Source organism: Pseudomonas sp. GW821-FHT07F01, assembly GCF_059418825.1.
Genome location: NZ_JBWKQO010000004.1, coordinates 92,873 through 110,602, shown reverse-complemented (window position 1 = coordinate 110,602; position 17,730 = coordinate 92,873). Strand labels below are relative to the sequence as shown.

Annotated in this window: 15 protein-coding genes; 9 read left to right on the top strand and 6 right to left on the bottom strand. The window is 64.3% G+C overall.

What is annotated here, in order from left to right; genetic code table 11:
• Positions 1 to 120: 120 nt before the first annotated feature.
• The 4 genes from AC07R1_RS14760 (at position 121) to AC07R1_RS14745 (ending at position 5,321) form a co-directional block, all read left to right on the top strand.
• Entirely contained in the window at positions 121 to 2,712 is a 2,592-nt protein-coding gene (locus AC07R1_RS14760) for a glycosyltransferase (RefSeq protein ID WP_011059514.1), read from the top strand.
• Between the two features lie 185 nt (positions 2,713 to 2,897).
• Complete coding sequence (dapE, locus tag AC07R1_RS14755) at positions 2,898 to 4,049, top strand: succinyl-diaminopimelate desuccinylase (RefSeq protein WP_015634323.1); 1,152 nt, start codon at positions 2,898 to 2,900, stop codon at positions 4,047 to 4,049.
• Positions 4,049 to 4,858, top strand: a complete 810-nt coding sequence (locus tag AC07R1_RS14750) for a putative RNA methyltransferase (protein ID WP_019093669.1) — start codon at positions 4,049 to 4,051, stop codon at positions 4,856 to 4,858. Before dapE ends, AC07R1_RS14750 begins: the two co-directional genes overlap by 1 nt.
• An 85-nt stretch (positions 4,859 to 4,943) precedes the next feature.
• A complete protein-coding gene (locus AC07R1_RS14745) occupies positions 4,944 to 5,321 on the top strand; it encodes a hypothetical protein (protein WP_011059511.1) in 378 nt (125 codons plus the stop codon).
• A gap of 103 nt (positions 5,322 to 5,424) precedes the next feature.
• Here AC07R1_RS14745 and AC07R1_RS14740 read toward each other — a convergent pair whose 3' ends face one another.
• Complete coding sequence (locus tag AC07R1_RS14740; protein ID WP_011059510.1) at positions 5,425 to 5,634, bottom strand: cold-shock protein; 210 nt, start codon at positions 5,632 to 5,634, stop codon at positions 5,425 to 5,427.
• A gap of 247 nt (positions 5,635 to 5,881) precedes the next feature.
• On the opposite strand from AC07R1_RS14740, the gene plsB reads away from it, so the two are divergent.
• Genes plsB through AC07R1_RS14725 form a run of 3 tightly spaced genes read left to right on the top strand, consistent with a single transcriptional unit; the run spans position 5,882 to position 9,550 of the window.
• The gene (gene plsB, locus AC07R1_RS14735) at positions 5,882 to 8,386 is read left to right on the top strand and encodes a glycerol-3-phosphate 1-O-acyltransferase PlsB (protein ID WP_011059509.1); all 2,505 of its coding nucleotides are present in this window, start codon (positions 5,882 to 5,884) and stop codon (positions 8,384 to 8,386) included.
• 51 nt (positions 8,387 to 8,437) lie between these two features.
• On the top strand, positions 8,438 to 8,836 hold the full coding sequence (locus AC07R1_RS14730; protein ID WP_123430119.1) for a YbaY family lipoprotein: 399 nt from the start codon (positions 8,438 to 8,440) through the stop codon (positions 8,834 to 8,836).
• 24 nt (positions 8,837 to 8,860) lie between these two features.
• Positions 8,861 to 9,550, top strand: a complete 690-nt coding sequence (locus tag AC07R1_RS14725) for a DUF4197 domain-containing protein (protein WP_011059507.1) — start codon at positions 8,861 to 8,863, stop codon at positions 9,548 to 9,550.
• A 122-nt stretch (positions 9,551 to 9,672) separates the two neighbouring features.
• Here AC07R1_RS14725 and AC07R1_RS14720 read toward each other — a convergent pair whose 3' ends face one another.
• Together AC07R1_RS14720 and AC07R1_RS14715 are read right to left on the bottom strand one after the other, a co-directional pair.
• Positions 9,673 to 12,729 carry an efflux RND transporter permease subunit gene (locus AC07R1_RS14720; RefSeq protein ID WP_011059506.1) on the bottom strand — a complete coding sequence of 1,019 codons (3,057 nt, stop codon included), beginning with the start codon at positions 12,727 to 12,729 and terminating at the stop codon, positions 9,673 to 9,675.
• Between the two features lie 6 nt (positions 12,730 to 12,735).
• Positions 12,736 to 13,824 carry an efflux RND transporter periplasmic adaptor subunit gene (locus AC07R1_RS14715; protein ID WP_011059505.1) on the bottom strand — a complete coding sequence of 363 codons (1,089 nt, stop codon included), beginning with the start codon at positions 13,822 to 13,824 and terminating at the stop codon, positions 12,736 to 12,738.
• A gap of 94 nt (positions 13,825 to 13,918) precedes the next feature.
• Between AC07R1_RS14715 and AC07R1_RS14710 the strand changes: the two genes are divergently transcribed.
• Positions 13,919 to 14,554 carry a TetR/AcrR family transcriptional regulator gene (locus AC07R1_RS14710; RefSeq protein WP_015634319.1) on the top strand — a complete coding sequence of 212 codons (636 nt, stop codon included), beginning with the start codon at positions 13,919 to 13,921 and terminating at the stop codon, positions 14,552 to 14,554.
• A gap of 98 nt (positions 14,555 to 14,652) precedes the next feature.
• On the opposite strand, the gene AC07R1_RS14705 is transcribed toward AC07R1_RS14710, so the two are convergent.
• Positions 14,653 to 15,435, bottom strand: a complete 783-nt coding sequence (locus tag AC07R1_RS14705) for a class I SAM-dependent methyltransferase (RefSeq protein ID WP_011059503.1) — start codon at positions 15,433 to 15,435, stop codon at positions 14,653 to 14,655.
• 94 nt (positions 15,436 to 15,529) lie between these two features.
• Between AC07R1_RS14705 and AC07R1_RS14700 the strand changes: the two genes are divergently transcribed.
• On the top strand, positions 15,530 to 16,147 hold the full coding sequence (locus AC07R1_RS14700) for a hypothetical protein (protein ID WP_015634318.1): 618 nt from the start codon (positions 15,530 to 15,532) through the stop codon (positions 16,145 to 16,147).
• Between the two features lie 8 nt (positions 16,148 to 16,155).
• Here AC07R1_RS14700 and AC07R1_RS14695 read toward each other — a convergent pair whose 3' ends face one another.
• A complete protein-coding gene (locus AC07R1_RS14695) occupies positions 16,156 to 16,854 on the bottom strand; it encodes an extensin-like domain-containing protein (RefSeq protein ID WP_495110645.1) in 699 nt (232 codons plus the stop codon).
• Between the two features lie 13 nt (positions 16,855 to 16,867).
• The gene (locus AC07R1_RS14690) at positions 16,868 to 17,698 is read right to left on the bottom strand and encodes an isocitrate lyase/PEP mutase family protein (protein WP_015634316.1); all 831 of its coding nucleotides are present in this window, start codon (positions 17,696 to 17,698) and stop codon (positions 16,868 to 16,870) included.
• Positions 17,699 to 17,730: the final 32 nt, after the last annotated feature.

Sequence of the window (17,730 nt, the reverse complement as noted above, 5' to 3'; positions counted from 1 at the left end):
CCCAAGGTCTGGCTTTCCTCTGTGCGCTGTACGCTCAGTTGAGGGCCGGTGTAGGATGCCCGCCGTTTGGCGCCTGCCAACCCTTCCCTCGTTCCACACCTTTTGGAACCCGAAATAGCTATGTCATCGCGTAAATTTGGACTCAACCTGGTGATAGTGCTGGCCATTGCCGCGCTGTTCACCGGTTTCTGGGCGCTGATCAATCGCCCGGTCTCGGCCCCCGACTGGCCGGAACAGATCTCCGGTTTTTCCTACTCGCCTTTCCAGCAGGGCCAGTTCCCGCAGAAGGACCAGTACCCGTCCGACGATGAAATGCGTCGCGACCTGGAGATCATGAGCAAGCTGACCGACAACATCCGTACCTATTCGGTGGACGGCAGCCTGGAAGACATCCCGAGGCTCGCGGAAGAGTTCGGCCTGCGCGTGACCCTGGGGATCTGGATCAGCCCGGACCTGGAGCGCAACGAGCGGGAAATCATGCGTGCCATCGAACTGGCCAATACCTCCCGCAGCGTCGTGCGGGTGGTGGTGGGTAACGAGGCGATCTTCCGCAAGGAAATCACCGCCGACCAACTGTCGGTGATTCTCGACCGGGTGCGGGCCGCGGTAAAAGTTCCGGTCACCACCTCGGAGCAATGGCACGTCTGGGAGGAAAACCCGGGGCTGGCCAAGCACGTCGACCTGATCGCGGCGCACATCCTGCCCTACTGGGAGTTCATCCCGGTGGACAAGGCCGAGCAGTTCGTCCTCGATCGCGCCCGGGACCTGAAGAAGATGTTCCCGAAAAAGCCGCTGCTGCTGTCCGAAGTGGGCTGGCCGAGCAACGGCCGCATGCGCGGTGGCGCCGACGCCAGCCCGGCGGACCAGGCGATCTACCTGCGTACCCTGGTCAACAAGCTCAACCGCCAGGGCTACAACTACTTTGTCATCGAAGCCTTCGACCAGCCGTGGAAGGCCAGCGACGAAGGTTCGGTGGGCGCCTACTGGGGCGTGTTCAACGCCGCGCGCCAGCAGAAATTCAACTTCGAAGGCCCGGTGGTGGCCATCCCGCAATGGCGGGTGCTGGCCATCGGCTCGGTGGTGCTGGCGCTGCTGTCGCTGACCCTGCTGATGATCGACGGCTCGGCCCTGCGCCAGCGCGGCCGGACCTTCCTGACCTTTATCGCGTTCCTCTGCGGTTCGGTGCTGGTGTGGATCGGCTACGACTACAGCCAGCAATACAGCACCTGGTTCAGCCTGACGGTGGGCTTCCTCCTGGCCCTCGGCGCGCTGGGGGTGTTCATCGTGCTGCTGACCGAGGCCCATGAACTGGCCGAAGCGGTGTGGATCCACAAGCGCCGGCGCGAATTCCTGCCGGTGGAGGGGGACTCCAGCTACCGGCCGAAAGTCTCGATCCACGTGCCCTGCTACAACGAGCCGCCGGAGATGGTCAAACAGACCCTCAATGCCCTGGCCAACCTCGATTACCCGGACTTCGAAGTCCTGATCATCGACAACAACACCAAGGACCCGGCGGTCTGGGAACCGGTGCAGGCCTATTGCGAGACCCTCGGCCCGCGCTTCAAGTTCTTCCACGTCGCGCCCCTGGCCGGCTTCAAGGGCGGTGCGCTGAACTATCTGTTGCCGCACACCGCCAAGGACGCCGAAGTGATCGCGGTGATCGATTCCGACTACTGCGTCGACCGCAACTGGCTCAAGCACATGGTGCCGCACTTCGCCGATCCGAAGATCGCCATCGTGCAGTCGCCCCAGGACTATCGCGACCAGAACGAAAGCACCTTCAAGAAGCTCTGCTACGCGGAATACAAAGGCTTCTTCCATATCGGCATGGTCACCCGCAACGACCGTGACGCGATCATCCAGCACGGCACCATGACCATGACCCGGCGCACAGTGCTCGAAGAGCTGGGCTGGGCCGACTGGTGCATCTGCGAAGATGCCGAGCTGGGCCTGCGGGTGTTCGAGAAAGGCCTGTCGGCGGCGTACCACCACGAAAGCTACGGCAAGGGCCTGATGCCCGACACCTTCATCGACTTCAAGAAGCAGCGTTTCCGCTGGGCCTATGGCGCGATCCAGATCATCAAGCGCCACACCGCCAGCCTGCTGCGCGGCAAGAACACCGAGCTGACCCGTGGCCAGCGCTACCACTTCCTCGCGGGCTGGCTGCCGTGGGTAGCGGACGGCATGAACATCTTCTTCACCGTCGGCGCCCTGCTGTGGTCGGCGGCGATGATCATCGTGCCGCAACGGGTCGACCCGCCGCTGCTGATCTTCGCCATCCCGCCGCTGGCGCTGTTCGTGTTCAAGGTGGGCAAGATCATCTTCCTCTACCGCCGTGCGGTGGGGGTCAACCTCAAGGACGCCTTCTGCGCGGCCCTGGCGGGCCTGGCCTTGTCCCACACCATCGCCAAGGCGGTGCTGTACGGCTTCTTCACCAGCAGCATCCCGTTCTTCCGCACCCCGAAGAACGCCGACAACCACGGCTTCTGGGTGGCGATCTCGGAAGCCCGGGAAGAGCTGTTCATCATGCTGCTGTTATGGGGCGCGGCGCTGGGGATCTTCCTGGTGCAGGGCCTGCCGAGCAACGACATGCGCTTCTGGGTGACCATGCTCCTGGTGCAGTCTTTGCCTTACGTGGCAGCGTTGGTCATGGCCTTCCTTTCGTCGCTGCCAAAACCAGCGGAAGAAAGCCAGCCGGCTCCAGCAGCCTAAATCGATCCAAAGCACTAAACGGCGGCCTCTGGCCGCCGTTTTGCTTTAAGATATCCGCCATTTTGCGCGCCTCGCCCAACCCTGTAGGAGCTGGCTTGCCAGCGAACCAAGCAACGCGGTGTATCGATTAAACCGCCCTCGCCGCCCCGCCGGCTCCTGCACAATGCCTTGCACCGGAGTTACCCATGACGGCCCATGCCGAGCTTTCGCCGACCCTGCAACTTGCCTGTGATCTGATCCGTCGCCCCTCGGTGACGCCGATCGACGCCGACTGCCAGAAGCTGATGATGCAGCGCCTGGGGGATGCCGGCTTCAAGCTGGAACCGATGCGCATCGAGGACGTGGACAACTTCTGGGCCAGCCATGGCCAGCATGAAGGCCCGGTGCTGTGTTTTGCCGGCCACACCGACGTGGTGCCTACCGGCCCGGTCCAGGCCTGGCAGAACGACCCGTTCGACGCTCTGATCGACGAGCACGGCATGCTCTGCGGCCGTGGCGCAGCGGACATGAAGGGCAGCCTGGCGGCCATGCTGGTGGCCGCTGAGCGTTTCGTCGCCGACTACCCGGACCACAAGGGCTCGGTAGCCTTCCTCATCACCAGCGACGAAGAAGGCCCCGCGCACCATGGCACCAAGGCCGTGGTGGAGCGCCTGGCGGCACGCAAGGAGCGCCTGGACTGGTGCATCGTCGGTGAGCCTTCGAGCACCAGCCTGGTGGGCGACGTGGTCAAGAACGGCCGCCGCGGCTCCCTCGGCGCCAAGCTCACCGTGCGCGGGGTACAGGGCCACGTGGCCTACCCGCACCTGGCGAAGAACCCGATCCACCTGGCGGCCGCAGCCCTGGCGGAGCTGGCGGCGGAGCACTGGGATGACGGCAACGCCTTCTTCCCACCCACCAGTTTCCAGATCTCCAACCTCAATTCCGGCACCGGCGCCACCAACGTGATTCCCGGTGAACTGACCGCGCTGTTCAACTTCCGCTTCTCCACCGAATCCACGGTGGAAGGCCTGCAGCAGCGGGTCGCGGCCATCCTCGACAAGCACGGCCTGGACTGGCATGTGGAGTGGGCCCTGTCCGGCCTGCCGTTCCTCACCGAACCCGGCGCCCTGCTGGACGCGGTATCGGCCAGCATCAAGCAGGTCACCGGGCGCGACACCAAGGCCTCCACCAGTGGCGGCACCTCCGACGGGCGCTTCATCGCCACCCTGGGCACCCAGGTGGTGGAACTGGGCCCGGTCAACGCCACCATCCATCAGGTCAACGAGCGGGTACTGGCCAGCGACCTCGATGTGCTGACCGAAATCTACTACCAGACCCTGATCAAGTTGCTCGCCTGATGCTTGCCTGTCCTCTCTGCAGTGCCCCGCTGAACGTCGTGGACAACGGCGTGGTCTGCCCGGCCGGGCATCGTTTCGACCGGGCACGCCAGGGCTACCTGAACCTGCTGCCGGTGCAGCACAAGAACAGCCGTGACCCGGGCGACAACCAGGCCATGGTCGAGGCCCGCCGCGACTTTCTCAACGCCGGGCATTACGCCCCGGTGGCCCGGCGCCTGGCGGAGCTGGCGGCAGAACGCGCGCCCCAGCGCTGGGTCGACATCGGCTGTGGCGAGGGTTACTACACCGCGCAACTGGCCCAGGCCCTGCCCGCTGCCGATGGCTACGCCCTGGATATTTCCCGGGAGGCGGTGAAGCGCGCCTGCCGTCGTGCCCCGCAACTGACCTGGATGGTCGCCAGCATGGCGCGCATCCCCCTGGCGGACGCCAGCTGCCAGTTCCTGGCCAGCGTCTTCAGCCCCCTCGACTGGCTGGAGGCCAAGCGCCTGCTCAGCCCCGGCGGCGGCCTGATGAAGGTAGGTCCCACCAGCGGCCACCTGATGGAACTGCGCGAACGCCTGTACGACGAAGTGCGCGAATACACCGACGACAAGCACCTGGCCCTGGTGCCCGAAGGCATGGCCCTGGCCCACAGCGAAACCCTGGAGTTCAAGCTGCACCTGGAACGCCCGCAAGACCGCGCCAACCTGCTGGCCATGACGCCCCACGGCTGGCGCGCCAGCGCCGAGCGCCGCGCCGCGGTGATCGAGCAGGCCGAGCCTTTCGAGGTCAGCGTATCGATGCGCTACGATTACTTCGTGCTGCAATAACCCACTAAAACCCAAGGCCCCGAGCCTGTGCTCGCGGCCGAAGAAATCCGCGAATGGATTTTTCAGACCGGCAATGAGGACATCCATGCGCCAGCCCGATATCGAGATTTACCTGAAAGACGCCGACGTCGACTACAAGGCCATCGCCGCCTGGCTTGGCGCCGTGCTTGGCCCGTGCAGCGACTGGGTACAAAAAGGCCAGACCTACAAATGCACCGCAGGCCAGGTGCCCGTGACCTGGCTGCCCAAGGCCGTGGGCAAGTGGAACAGCCTGTACCTGGAAAGCGACCAGACCCCGTGGGATGACGACATCGCCTGCGCCCGCGCCGCCTTTGCCGCGTTGAATGTGGAGGTGCGCTGCGCACCGGGCAGCTGGGTCGAGGAAGAGGGTGAAGAGTCCGCCGATCGCTGGATTCGCATCAGCGCCGACGGTGAAGAAGAGATTACCTGGCGCACTGCCTGAACAGTGCATACCCGTAGGAGCCGGCTTGCCGGCGAAGAGGCCTTCAAGACTTGCGTTCGATAGACGGGCGCCTTCGCTGGCAAGCCAGCTCCTACAGGGTGGGTTACAGGCCGACGACGTCTTCGGCTTGCAGACCTTTCTGGCCTTCGACCACAGCGTATTCCACCTGCTGGCCTTCGGTCAGGGAGCGGTGGCCTTCGCCACGGATCGCCCGGTAGTGGACAAATACGTCCGCCCCGCCTTCACGCTGGATAAAACCGTAGCCCTTGGCGTCGTTGAACCACTTCACGTTGCCTGTCTCACGAGTAGTCATGAATCCATACCTCATTTTTTTATTATTGGATTGGCGCACTGCAACCAAACCCTGAGAACTTTCCCCCAGCCTGCCTCTCTATGAGTGAAAGCGATACGACCGCGGGAGAGTCGGCCGAGTATATGACAGGCGTAAAAACTCTCAACTCAATCTTGTTTCGGCGCTTTTTTGCCGATTTTCGGCGAATCCGGCACACTACCGGCCCCGAGCAGTTGCTCGGTTTTCTACTCACTCACGCAGAAGCCGTATGACCCGCTCCCCGATCCGCCGTCTTGTGTTTGGCACCTTGCGCCGACTGCTGTACCTCTGGGTCCGCTCGGAAACCATCAACCAGTCGTCCTTCACCCTCGACCTCGACCGCAGCCGACCGGTGTTCTACGTCCTGCAAAACCCGTCCCTGACCGATCTCGCCGTGGTCGATACCGAATGCACCAAGGCCGGGCTGCCACGTCCGGTACTGCCGGTCTCGGTGGGCAACCTGCTGGAGCCGGCGGCCTTCTTCTACCTGACCCCGGAGCCCGACTGGCTTGGTCGCCAGGACAAGCGCGGGGCGCCACCGACCCTGACCCGGCTGGTCAGCGCCCTGACCCAGAATGCCGCCGAAGATGCACAGATCATTCCGGTCAGCGTGTTCTGGGGCCAGTCGCCGGACAGCGAATCGAGCCCGTGGAAGCTGCTGTTCGCCGACAGCTGGGCGGTCACCGGGCGCCTGCGCCGGCTGCTGAGCATCATGATCCTGGGACGCAAGACCCGAGTGCAGTTCTCCGCACCGATCAACCTGCGCGAGCTGATCGAGCACAACAAGGGCCACGAGCGCACCGTGCGCATGGCCCAGCGCATCCTGCGGGTGCACTTTCGCAACCTCAAGGCTGCGGTCATCGGCCCGGACATTTCCCACCGGCGCAACCTGGTCAAGGGCCTGCTGAACCAGCCCCTGGTGAAACAGGCGATCCTCGACGAGGCCGAGCGCGAAAAGATTTCCCCGGAAAAAGCCAAGGCCCAGGCCCTGCGCTACGGCAACGAGATCGCCTCGGACTACACCTACACCGCGATCCGCTTCCTGGAAGTGGTGCTGAGCTGGTTCTGGAACAAGATCTACGACGGGATCAAGGTCAACCACCTCGAAGGCGTGCAGAAGATCGCCCAGGGCCACGAAGTGATCTACGTGCCCTGCCACCGCAGCCATATCGACTACCTGCTGCTGTCCTACCTGCTGTTTCGCAACGGCCTGACCCCGCCGCACATCGCCGCCGGGATCAACCTCAACATGCCGGTGATCGGCGGCCTGCTGCGTCGCGGCGGGGCCTTCTTCATGCGCCGCACCTTCAAGGGCAACCCGCTCTACACCTCGGTGTTCAACGAATACCTGCACACCTTGTTCACCAAGGGTTTCCCGGTGGAGTACTTCGTCGAGGGCGGCCGTTCGCGCACCGGGCGCATGCTGCAACCCAAGACCGGGATGCTGGCCATCACCCTGCGCAGCTTCCTGCGCTCCTCGCGCATGCCCATCGTCTTCGTACCGGTGTACATCGGCTATGAAAGGGTGCTGGAAGGCCGGACCTACCTGGGCGAGCTGCGCGGCGCGAGCAAGAAGAAAGAGTCGATTTTCGACATCTTCAAGGTCATCGGCGCCCTCAAGCAGCGCTTCGGCCAGGTGGCAGTGAACTTCGGCGAACCGATCAAGCTGGCGGAATTCCTCGACCAGGAACAGCCGGACTGGCGGACCCAGGAGCTGGGCCCGCAGTACCGCCCGGCCTGGCTCAATGAAACCACCAACCGTCTCGGCGAGCGGGTGGCCCAGCACCTCAACGAAGCCGCGGCGATCAACCCGGTGAACCTGGTGGCCCTGGCCCTGCTCTCCACCACCCGCCTGGCCCTGGACGACCGCGCCATGGCGCGGGTCCTGGACCTGTACCTGGCGCTACTGCGTCGCGTGCCCTACTCGCCCCACACCACCTTGCCCGAAGGCGACGGCCGGGCTCTGATCCAGCACGTCAAGGACATGGACCTGCTGGCCGAACAGAGCGACGCCCTGGGCAAGATCCTCTACCTGGACGAGCAGAACGCCGTCCTGATGACCTACTACCGCAACAACGTGCTGCACATCTTCGCCCTGCCGGCGTTGCTGGCGAGCTTCTTCCAGAGCTCGTCGCGCATGAGCCGCGAACAGATCCTGCGCTATACCCGCGCGCTCTATCCCTACCTGCAATCGGAGCTGTTCATCCGCTGGCCGCTGGATGAGCTGGACGCGGTGGTGGACCAGTGGCTGGAGGCCTTTGTCGAACAGGGCCTGCTGCGCTTCGAGAAGGACCTGTACCAGCGTCCGGCCCCAAGCTCGCGGCATTTCGTCCTGCTGACCTTGCTGTCCAAGAGCATTGCCCAGACCCTGCAACGCTTCTACATGGCTATTTCCCTGTTGCTCAACAGCGGCCAGAACAGCATCAGCGCCGAGGAGCTGGAAGACCTGTGCACGGTCATGGCCCAGCGCCTGTCGATCCTGCATGGCCTCAATGCCCCGGAGTTCTTCGACAAGAGCCTGTTCCGCCACTTTATCCAGACCCTGCTGGACCAGGGTGTGCTGCGCCGCGACGAAGCCGGCAAGCTGAGCTACCACGAAGCGCTGGGGGAGCTGGCCGAAGGTGCCGCCAAGCGCGTGCTGCCGGCAGAAATTCGCCTGTCGATCCGCCAGGTCGCCCTGCACCGCAGCGAAGACGCCGCCGACCAGCTCGCGGCACCTGCGCAAAACGACTAGATTCTTACGGGCGCCGGAGCAGCTGCGGCGCCCTCGATACGGAGATCCGCGATGAAAAAGCTCAGCCTGCTGGCCGCCACCGCGCTGCTCGGCGCTTGCCAGTCCATGAATCCCGCTGCCAAGGCCAGCCTCGACGGCGAAGTCTTCTACTTGCAGCGCATCGCCCTGCCTCCGGCCGCCACCCTGAGCGTGAGCCTGCAGGACGTGTCACTGGCCGACGCCCCTGCCGTGGTCCTGGCCGAGCAGAGTGGTCCGGTCAAGGGCCAGGTGCCGCTGCCCTTTCACCTCAGCTACGACCCGGCCCAGGTCAAGCCCGGCCACCGCTATTCGGTCAGCGCGCGGATTGAAGTGGCTGGCCAGCTGGTCTTCATCACCACCGAAAACAACACCGTTAAACTCGACGGCAGCGACCCGCAGCCCTTGAAGCTGCGGGTCGACGCTGTTCGTTAATGCTTATTGCACAAGGAAGCCGCCATGCTCCGTACTTCGCTTCGTTTCACCAGCCTGTGCGCTGGTCTGTTGATCTCCGCCAGCGCCCTGGCCCTGTCCCTGAGCGACCTGTCCCAGGGTGACGCCAGCGGTGGCCTGAAAGATGCCCTGACCCAGGGTGCGCAGATCGCCGTCAAACAGCTGGGCACCCCAGGTGGTTTCAGCAACAACCCCGAGGTGCGCATCGAGCTGCCAGGCAACCTGGGCAAGGTCGCGAAAAAAATGAAACAGTTCGGCATGGGCGACCAGGTCGATCAGCTTGAAACCAGCATGAACAAGGCTGCCGAGGCCGCTGTCCCGCAAGCCCAGGCCCTGTTGGTGGATGCCGTGAAGAAGATGACCGTGGCTGACGCCAAGGGCATTCTTGCCGGCGGCAAGGACTCCGCCACCCAATACCTGGACAAGAGCAGCCGCGAGCAGATCCGCGCCAAGTTCCTGCCGATCGTCAAGCAGGCCACTGACCAGGTCGGCCTGGCCAAGCAGTACAACTCCTTCGCCGGCCAGGCTGCGACGCTCGGCGTGCTGGATGCCAAGAGCGCCAACATCGAGAGTTACGTGACCGAACAAGCCCTCAATGGCCTGTTCGAAATGATCGGCAAGCAGGAAGAAACCATTCGCCAGAACCCGGCGGCAGCCGCCACCAGCCTGGCCAAGAAAGTCTTCGGCACCCTGTAAGCCTCCCCGCTACCTGTAGGAGCCAGCTTGCCGGCGAAGACGTCGCCAGGACAAGCGCCTGCCCCAAGGGCCTCTTCGCCGGCAAGCCGGCTCCTACAGGATGTATTCCCGCACACCGGTTCCTAGGTTTTCTTGACCCTGAACCAGGCCGCATACAGCGCCGGCAGAAACAACAGGGTCAGCGCCGTCGCCACGATCAGCCCACCCATGATGGCCACTGCCATCGGCCCGAAGAATACACTGCGCGACAGCGGGATCATCGCCAGCACCGCCGCCAGGGCGGTCAGCACGATGGGCCGGAAACGCCGCACCGTGGCTTCGATGATCGCATCCCAGGGCTTGTGCCCCGCCTTGATGTCCTGCTCGATCTGGTCCACCAGGATCACCGAGTTGCGCATGATCATCCCCGACAGGGCAATGGTGCCGAGCATGGCCACGAAGCCGAAGGGCTGGCGGAACACCAGCAGGAACAAGGTGACCCCGATCAATCCCAGGGGCGCCGTGAGGAACACCATGGCCGTGCGCGAGAAACTGCGCAGCTGGATCATCAGCAAGGTCAGCACCACCACGATGAACAGCGGCACGCCGGCCTTCACCGAGTTCTGGCCCCGGGTCGAGTCCTCGACCGTGCCACCCACTTCCAGCAGGTAGCCATCGGGCAGCTCGGCGCGAACCGGCTCCAGGGTCGGCAGGATCTGCTGCACCAGGGTCGCCGGCTGCTCCTTGCCGTAGATGTCGGCGCGCACGGTGACGTTGGGCAGGCGGTTGCGGTGCCAGATCACCCCTTCTTCGAAGCCGTACTCCAGGGTTGCCACCTGGGACAGGGACACGCTCTGGCCATTCTCGGTAGGCACCGCCAGGCTCGGCAGCAACGACAGCTCGGTGCGTTCCTCGCGGGTGCCCCGCAGCAGGATCTCGATCAGCTCGTTGTCTTCCCGGTACTGGCTGACGGTGGAGCCGATCAGCGAACTCTGGAGGAATTTCGACAGGTTGGCGGTGCTCACTCCCAAGGCCCGGGCCCGGTCCTGGTCGATGTTCAGGTAGACCACCTTGCTAGGCTCTTCCCAATCCAGGTGCACGTTGACCACATGGGGGTTCTCTCGCACCTTGGCCGCTACCTTGCGCGCCAGGGCGCGGACTTCCTCGATGTGCTCGCCGGTGACCCGGAACTGCACCGGGTAGCCCACGGGCGGCCCGTTCTCCAGGCGCGTGACCCGCGAGCGCAGCGCCGGGAACTGCTCGTTGAGGGTTTCGATCAACCAGCCGCGCAGCTCTTCACGCTCCTCGATGCTCTTGGCCAGCACCACGAACTGGGCAAAGCTGGTGGCGGGCAGTTGCTGGTCCAGCGGCAGGTAGAACCGCGGCGAACCGGTGCCCACGTAGGCCACGTAGTTGTCGATGCCCGCATGCTCCTTGAGCAGGGCTTCCAGACGCTTGACCTCATCGGCGGTGTTGCTCAGGGACGCGCCTTCCGCCAGCTTCAGGTCGACCATCAGTTCCAGGCGACCCGAGGCCGGGAAGAACTGCTGGGGAACGAAACGGAACAGCATCACCGAGCCTACGAACAGCAGGATGGTCAGGACGATCACCGTCTTGCGCCGCTCCACGCACCAGCCCACTACCCGCCGGACCCGCTGGTAGAAGGGTGTACCGTGGGGATTGGATTCGGCGCCGTGCTTGGCGGCATGGATCTTCGCCAGGTCCGGCAGCAGTTTTTCCCCCAGGTACGGCACGAACACCACGGCTGCAATCCACGAGGCCACCAGGGCAATGGTCACCACCTGGAAGATCGAACGGGTGTATTCGCCCGTGCCGGACTGGGCCGTGGCGATCGGCAGGAAGCCCGCCGCAGTGATCAGGGTGCCGGTGAGCATGGGGAAGGCGGTACTGGTCCAGGCGAAGCTGGCGGCCTTGATCCGGTCGAAGCCCTGCTCCATCTTGATCGCCATCATCTCTACCGCAATGATCGCGTCGTCCACCAGCAAGCCCAGGGCCAGCACCAGCGCTCCCAGGGAAATCTTGTGCAGGCCGATCCCCAGGTAGTACATGGTGGCGAAGGTCATCGCCAGCACCAGGGGAATCGCCAGGGCCACCACCATCCCGGTCCGCACTCCCAGGGAGAAGAAACTCACCAGCAGCACGATGATCAGGGCCTCGGCCAGCACCCGGACGAACTCGCCCACCCCGGTCTTCACCGCCGCCGGCTGGTCGGACACCTTGCGCAGTTCCATCCCCGCCGGCAGGCTTTTCTGCAGGCGCGAGAACTCGCCTTCCAGGGCCTTGCCCAGCACCAGGATGTCACCCCCCTCCTTCATCGCCACAGCCAGGCCGATGGCGTCTTCACCCATGAAGCGCATGCGCGGCGCGGGTGGATCGTTGAAACCACGACGCACGTCCGCCACATCACCGATACGGAAGGTACGACCGGCGACGCGGATCGGGAAATTGCGGATCTGCTCCACGGTCTGGAAATTGCCCGACACCCGCAGTTGCACCCGCTCGCTCGGGGTCTCGAAGAACCCAGCGGTGGACACTGCGTTCTGTTCTTCCAGGGCCTGCTGCACCGCCGCCAGGGGCAGGCCCAGGGTCGCCAGCTTGACGTTGGACAGCTCGATCCAGATTTTCTCGTCCTGCAGGCCCAGCAGGTCGACCTTGCCCACGTCCTTGACCCGTTGCAGCTGGATCTGGATGCGGTCGGCGTAGTCCTTGAGTACCGCGTAGTCGAAGCCCTGCCCGGTCAACGCATAGATATTGCCGAAGGTGGTGCCGAACTCATCGTTGAAGAACGGCCCCTGGATACCGGGCGGCAGGGTCTGCCGGATATCGCTGATCTTCTTGCGTACCTGGTACCACAGCTCGGGAACCTCGTTGGAGTGCATCGAGTCCCGGGCGATGAAGGTCACCTGGGACTCCCCCGGCCGCGAGAAGGACACGATGCGGTCGTACTCGCCAGTCTCCATCAGCTTCTTTTCAATGCGCTCGGTGACCTGGCGCGAGACTTCCTGGGCCGTGGCCCCGGGCCAGTTGGTGCGGATCACCATGGCCTTGAAGGTGAAAGGCGGATCCTCGCTCTGCCCCAGCTTGGTGTAGGACAGCGCACCGACAATGGCCAGCAGCAGCATCAGGAACAGAACGATCTGGCGATTGCGCAACGCCCAGGCGGAAAGGTTGAAACCCATCGGGGATTACTCCTTGGCCGCCAGATTGACCACGCGGTTGGAGCGATCCACCGGGCGCACCTGCAAGCCCTCATGGAGCACATGCACCCCCGCGGCCACCACCCAATCGCTGGCGCTCAGCCCTTCCAGCACCGGCACGCTCTTCTCGCCGAAGGCGCCGACCCGCACCGGGGTCTTGTGCAGGGTATTGTTGGCATCCACCCGCCAGACATAAGTCGCCCCGCCTTCCGCGGACAACGCCGACAGCGGCACCGACAGCGGCACCGCATCGCCGCTCTGGATGAACACCCGGGCACTCTGGCCCAGCTCGGCGGGAACCTTGCCGGCAGTGAAGGCAATACGCGCGGCGAAGGTCCGGGACTTGGGATCGGCAGCAGGCGACAGCTCGCGGATGCGCCCGTCGAAACGCTGGCCCGGCTGGGTCCAGAGCTCCACCGATACCGGCTGGCCGACCTTGAAGCGGCCGTAGTTCTGCTCGGGGAAGCTGATCAGCACCTCACGCTCGCCATCGGTGGCCAGGGTGAAGACCGTCTGCCCGGCCGCCACCACCTGCCCCACTTCCACCGCACGCTTGGCCACCACGCCGTCCTGCGGCGCGCGCAGCACCGCGTAGCCGGCCTGGTTGTTGGCCACATCGAACTCGGCCTTGATCTGCTTCAGGCGCGCTTCGCCGGAACGGTAGAGGTTCTCGGCGTTGTCGTATTGGGAATGGCTGACCATCTGCCGCTCCAGCAGGGTCTTGTAGCGATCACGCTCGGCGCGCACCAGGTTGAGGTTGGCGCTGGCTGCAGTGACCTGGGCCCGGGTGGCTTCAAGTTGCAGGCGCACGTCCTGCGGGTCGAGCTCCGCCAGGGGCTGGTTGGCCTTGACCCGCTCGCCCTCTTCCACCAGCCGTCGGCTGACCTTGCCGCCGATACGGAATGCCAGGTCCGGCTCATAGCGGGCGCGCACCTCGCCCGGGTAGCTGTCCGAAGCTCTTGCCGAGGGCTCTGGCTGGACCACCATGGCCGGCCGGATGCCAATTTGAACGGGCTCTTCGTGCCCACAAGCAGACAGAAAAAAAGCCAGGCTGACTGGCAAGGCATAGCGGAACATGGCGGCGACCTTTCGCTAATGGTGCTTGGAATATTTATACTGGCCGGTATGTTATTAATAGCAAACTCACCAGTCCAGTATTAACAGCGAAAAAATGTCCGACAATATTTCCGCAAACGTTGGGCCAGGCAGGCCCAAGGATCTGGCCAAGCGCCAGGCCATTCTCGAAGCAGCCAAAGTCCTGTTCTTGAGCAATGGCTACGCCAGTACCAGCATGGATGCGGTCGCCGCTGAGGCCGGGGTTTCAAAGCTCACGGTCTACAGCCATTTCAATGACAAGGAGACCTTGTTCACCGCCGCTGTGGTGGCCAAGTGCGAAGAACAGCTGCCCACGCTGATCTACGAACTGACCCCCGACACGCCGGTGGAGAATGTTCTGCTGAACATCGCCCGGGGCTTTCACCATCTGATCAACAGCGACGAGTCGGTGAACCTGCACCGCCTGATCATGACGCTGGGCAGCCAGGACCCCAAGCTCTCGCAGATCTTCATCGAGGCCGGTCCCGAACGGGTGCTGCTGGGCATGGAGCGGCTGCTGGCGAAGATCAATCAGCTGGGCACCCTGCGCATCGACAAGCCGCGCAACGCCGCCGAGCACTTTTTCTGCATGCTCAAGGGCGGGGCGAATTTCCGCCTGCTCTACGGCTGCGGCGAACCCTTGAGGGGCGCCGCCGCAGAGGAGCATGTGCAGGAAGTGGTGGCGCTGTTCATCCGCGCCTACCGGCCGTAGAAACCGGCAGGTGCAAGCGCTGGCTGATGTAGGAGCGGGCTTGCCAGCGAAGCGGACTGAAGACCGCCTTCGCCGGCAAGCTGGCTGCTACAGGGGGCTCAGGCCTTGAGGGCCTTCTTCGGGTAGATGTCGTAGCGGCTGGATTTGCCCTCCAGTCCATGGCTGGGCTTGGGCCCTTCGATGCACGGCGCCTTGCGCGGACGCTTGACCACCACCCGGTGGCTGGCCAGGGCCAGGGCCGCGGCGAGCAGGGCCGGGGCGTCGTTGTCATCGCCCACCAGTGGCCGGAACAAGCGCATTTCCTTCTTCACCAGGGCACTTTTCTCCCGATGGGGAAACATCGGGTCGAGGTAGATCACCTGGGGCGGTTCACCCTGCCAGTTGCGCATCAGCTCGATGGAATTGCCCTTGAGCAGGTGCATGCGGGCCACGATAGGCCCTACCTCGGCGTCCTGCGCAGCGCGGGCCAGGCCGTCTTCCAATAGCGCACCAATCAATGGCTGGCGCTCGATCAGGCTCATCTCGCAACCCAGGGTCGCCAGCACGAAGCCATCCTTGCCCAGACCGGCCGTGGCATCCAGCACCCGTGGTCGCACGCCCTGGGCCACGCCCACCGCCTTGGCGATCATCTGCCCGCTGCCGCCGCCGTACAGCCGCCGATGGGCTGCACCACCCTCGACGAAATCCACCCGTACCGGCCCGGGCGCGTCCGGCCCCAATTGCTGCAACTGCAGGCCCTGCTCCCCCACTTGCAAGGCGAACTCGGCCTCATCGACCTGCAGCGCCAGCCCCAGGCGCTCGGCCCATTGCTCGGCTGCTGGGGCGAATCCGGCGCCCAGGGCCTCGACTTTGATGCGGCAGGCTGCGGGTTGCTCATTCATCTGAAAACACACTCAAAAAATTAATGATCGGCAAAAACTGCCGATAACAGGACTATCGGCCATTTTGCCAGAGCTCAAGCGTCGACCGAGAGCAATGTCAGACATTCAACGCACATCGATAGGTTATATCTCGCCCCACGGCGACTATGGCCTGCGCAACTCCCAGGCACTGAGCGGCGTCAGCCATCTGTGGCAGGACTTTTTTGCCCAGGCCCTGGCCGAGCAACGGGGTGAAGGTGCGAGCGTTGAATCGGTACCGGCGGTGGCCATCGATGGCCCGGTTGAACCGGCTGGCGGCAGCGATGTGCTGGCGCAGATCGTCAACCAGCGTCATTGCGACGTGCAAGACACCGAGGTCCGCCCGCCGGAGCCGCTGTTCCTGCCTATCGCCGAGTTTGAAATGGACCTGCTGGATAAACCCGCCCCACCCTTCCCGCCAGAAGAGATCGTGGCCCAGCAGCGCCAGCAGGATTTCGAAAGTGGCTGGGTACGCCCGATCGTGCTCAACGCCGGCCAGCCGATTCCTGCTCCAGGCCCTGCGCCGGAGCCCCGCCCACTGCACCTGCCGATCGCCGAATTCGAACTGGACCTGCTGGACAAACCCGCCGAGCCGTTCCCGCCTCAGGAACTCATCGAGCAACAGCGGGCGATGGACTTCGATATCGGCTGGGCCCGCCCACTGATCCTGCAGAACCTGCGCATCGCCGCCTGAGCCCAGCCTCAGCGACACACCCACCAAGGCCCTACATCCAGATGAAAGTGGTTGCGATGGGCATTGTTGTAGTCCGGCCCCAGCACCACGTTGAACGCATCACAGGCGCCATCCCGGGCCAGGCGCAGAAACCGGCCTTCATTGCTGTCCTTGGGCCAATCCCGGAGCACGCTGATGCTGCGCCCATCCCCCAGGCGAAAGCCGGCGATGTCCAGGGCATTGGCACTGGCATGCTGGCTGCGGGCACCGCTCTCGCGGCTGTACATGTTGCGGCAGGCGAAACTGCCCAGGTGATCGACTCGCGCCACCCGCTGGCCGTACACCACCTGCGCGGCCGACTGCAGGCCGTGGCGCTCATACAGGGCAAAGGCCACCGCCAGCGGGCAACTGGCAAGAAAGCTGCTGCTCAGGGCCACGTCGCCACCCTGTACACGCAAGGTATTGCTCAATGGGCAAGCGACGTCCCTGCGGCTGTCGAGCTGGCGGCTGGTACGCAAACCCGAGCCCGCCAGCACCTGGTCGCACAGTTGCGGGTCATCCCGCAGCCGCGCCAGCTTGAAACGGGTCAACAGGTTGGGCTTGGCCCGCACGTCCAGCGGCGCCCAGGGATTCCAACTGTCCGCGACGGGCAACCAGCCCAGGCGAACACCGATCAACAACAGGGCGCCCAGCAACAACAAGGCGCCCAGGACTTTCACTACCCGCACAGACACTCCCGTTTCACGGCTGCTTGAACATTTGATTGATCTGCCCGAACGGCATCGCCCGGTCGGCAAAATCGAAACGCCCGTGGCTATGGATATCTAGCGCAGCCCGGTAGAAGGCTCCGTAAGCGGCCCGCGCCAGGGCCGAACCGACACTGATGCGCTTGACGCCCAGCTCCGCCAGTTGCGCCACGCTGAGGTTGAGGCCTCCCGACATCAGCACGTTCACCGGCTTGGGCGCCACCGCTCGCACCACCTGCTGGATATCCTCGGCACTGCCCAGGGCCGGGGCATAGAGCACATCGGCACCGGCCTCGGCAAAGGCCTGCAAGCGGCGAATGGTGTCTGCCAGATCATCACGCCCGTGCAGCAGGTTTTCCGCCCGGGCGGTCAGGGTAAAGGGAAAGGGCAGACTGCGAACGGCCGCCACGCAGGCCTCGATGCGTTCCACCGCCAGCTGGAAATCGTAGATCGGCTGCTCGGCATGGCCCGTGGCGTCCTCGATCGAAGCACCGACCACACCGCTGGCCGCCGCAAGAAGCAGCGCCTGGGCACAGCCTTCGGGGCTGTCGGAAAACCCGTTTTCCAGGTCCGCCGCTACCGGCAGGCTGCTGGCGCCGACGATGCTGCGCACGTTGTCCAGCGTGTCCTCCAGGCTGAGTGCACCTTCGGCATCCGGGCGCCCCAGGGAAAAGGCATAGCCGGCGCTGGTGGTGGCCAGGGCCTCGAAGCCGAGGCTGGCGAGCATCTTCGCCGAACCGGCATCCCAGGGGTTGGGAATGACGAAGGCTCCGGCACGTTCATGCAGGGCCCTGAAGGCAGTGGCTCGAAGGGTTTGCGCGTCCATTGGCTCGCTCCTGAAGAAGGCCGTGAAGGCGC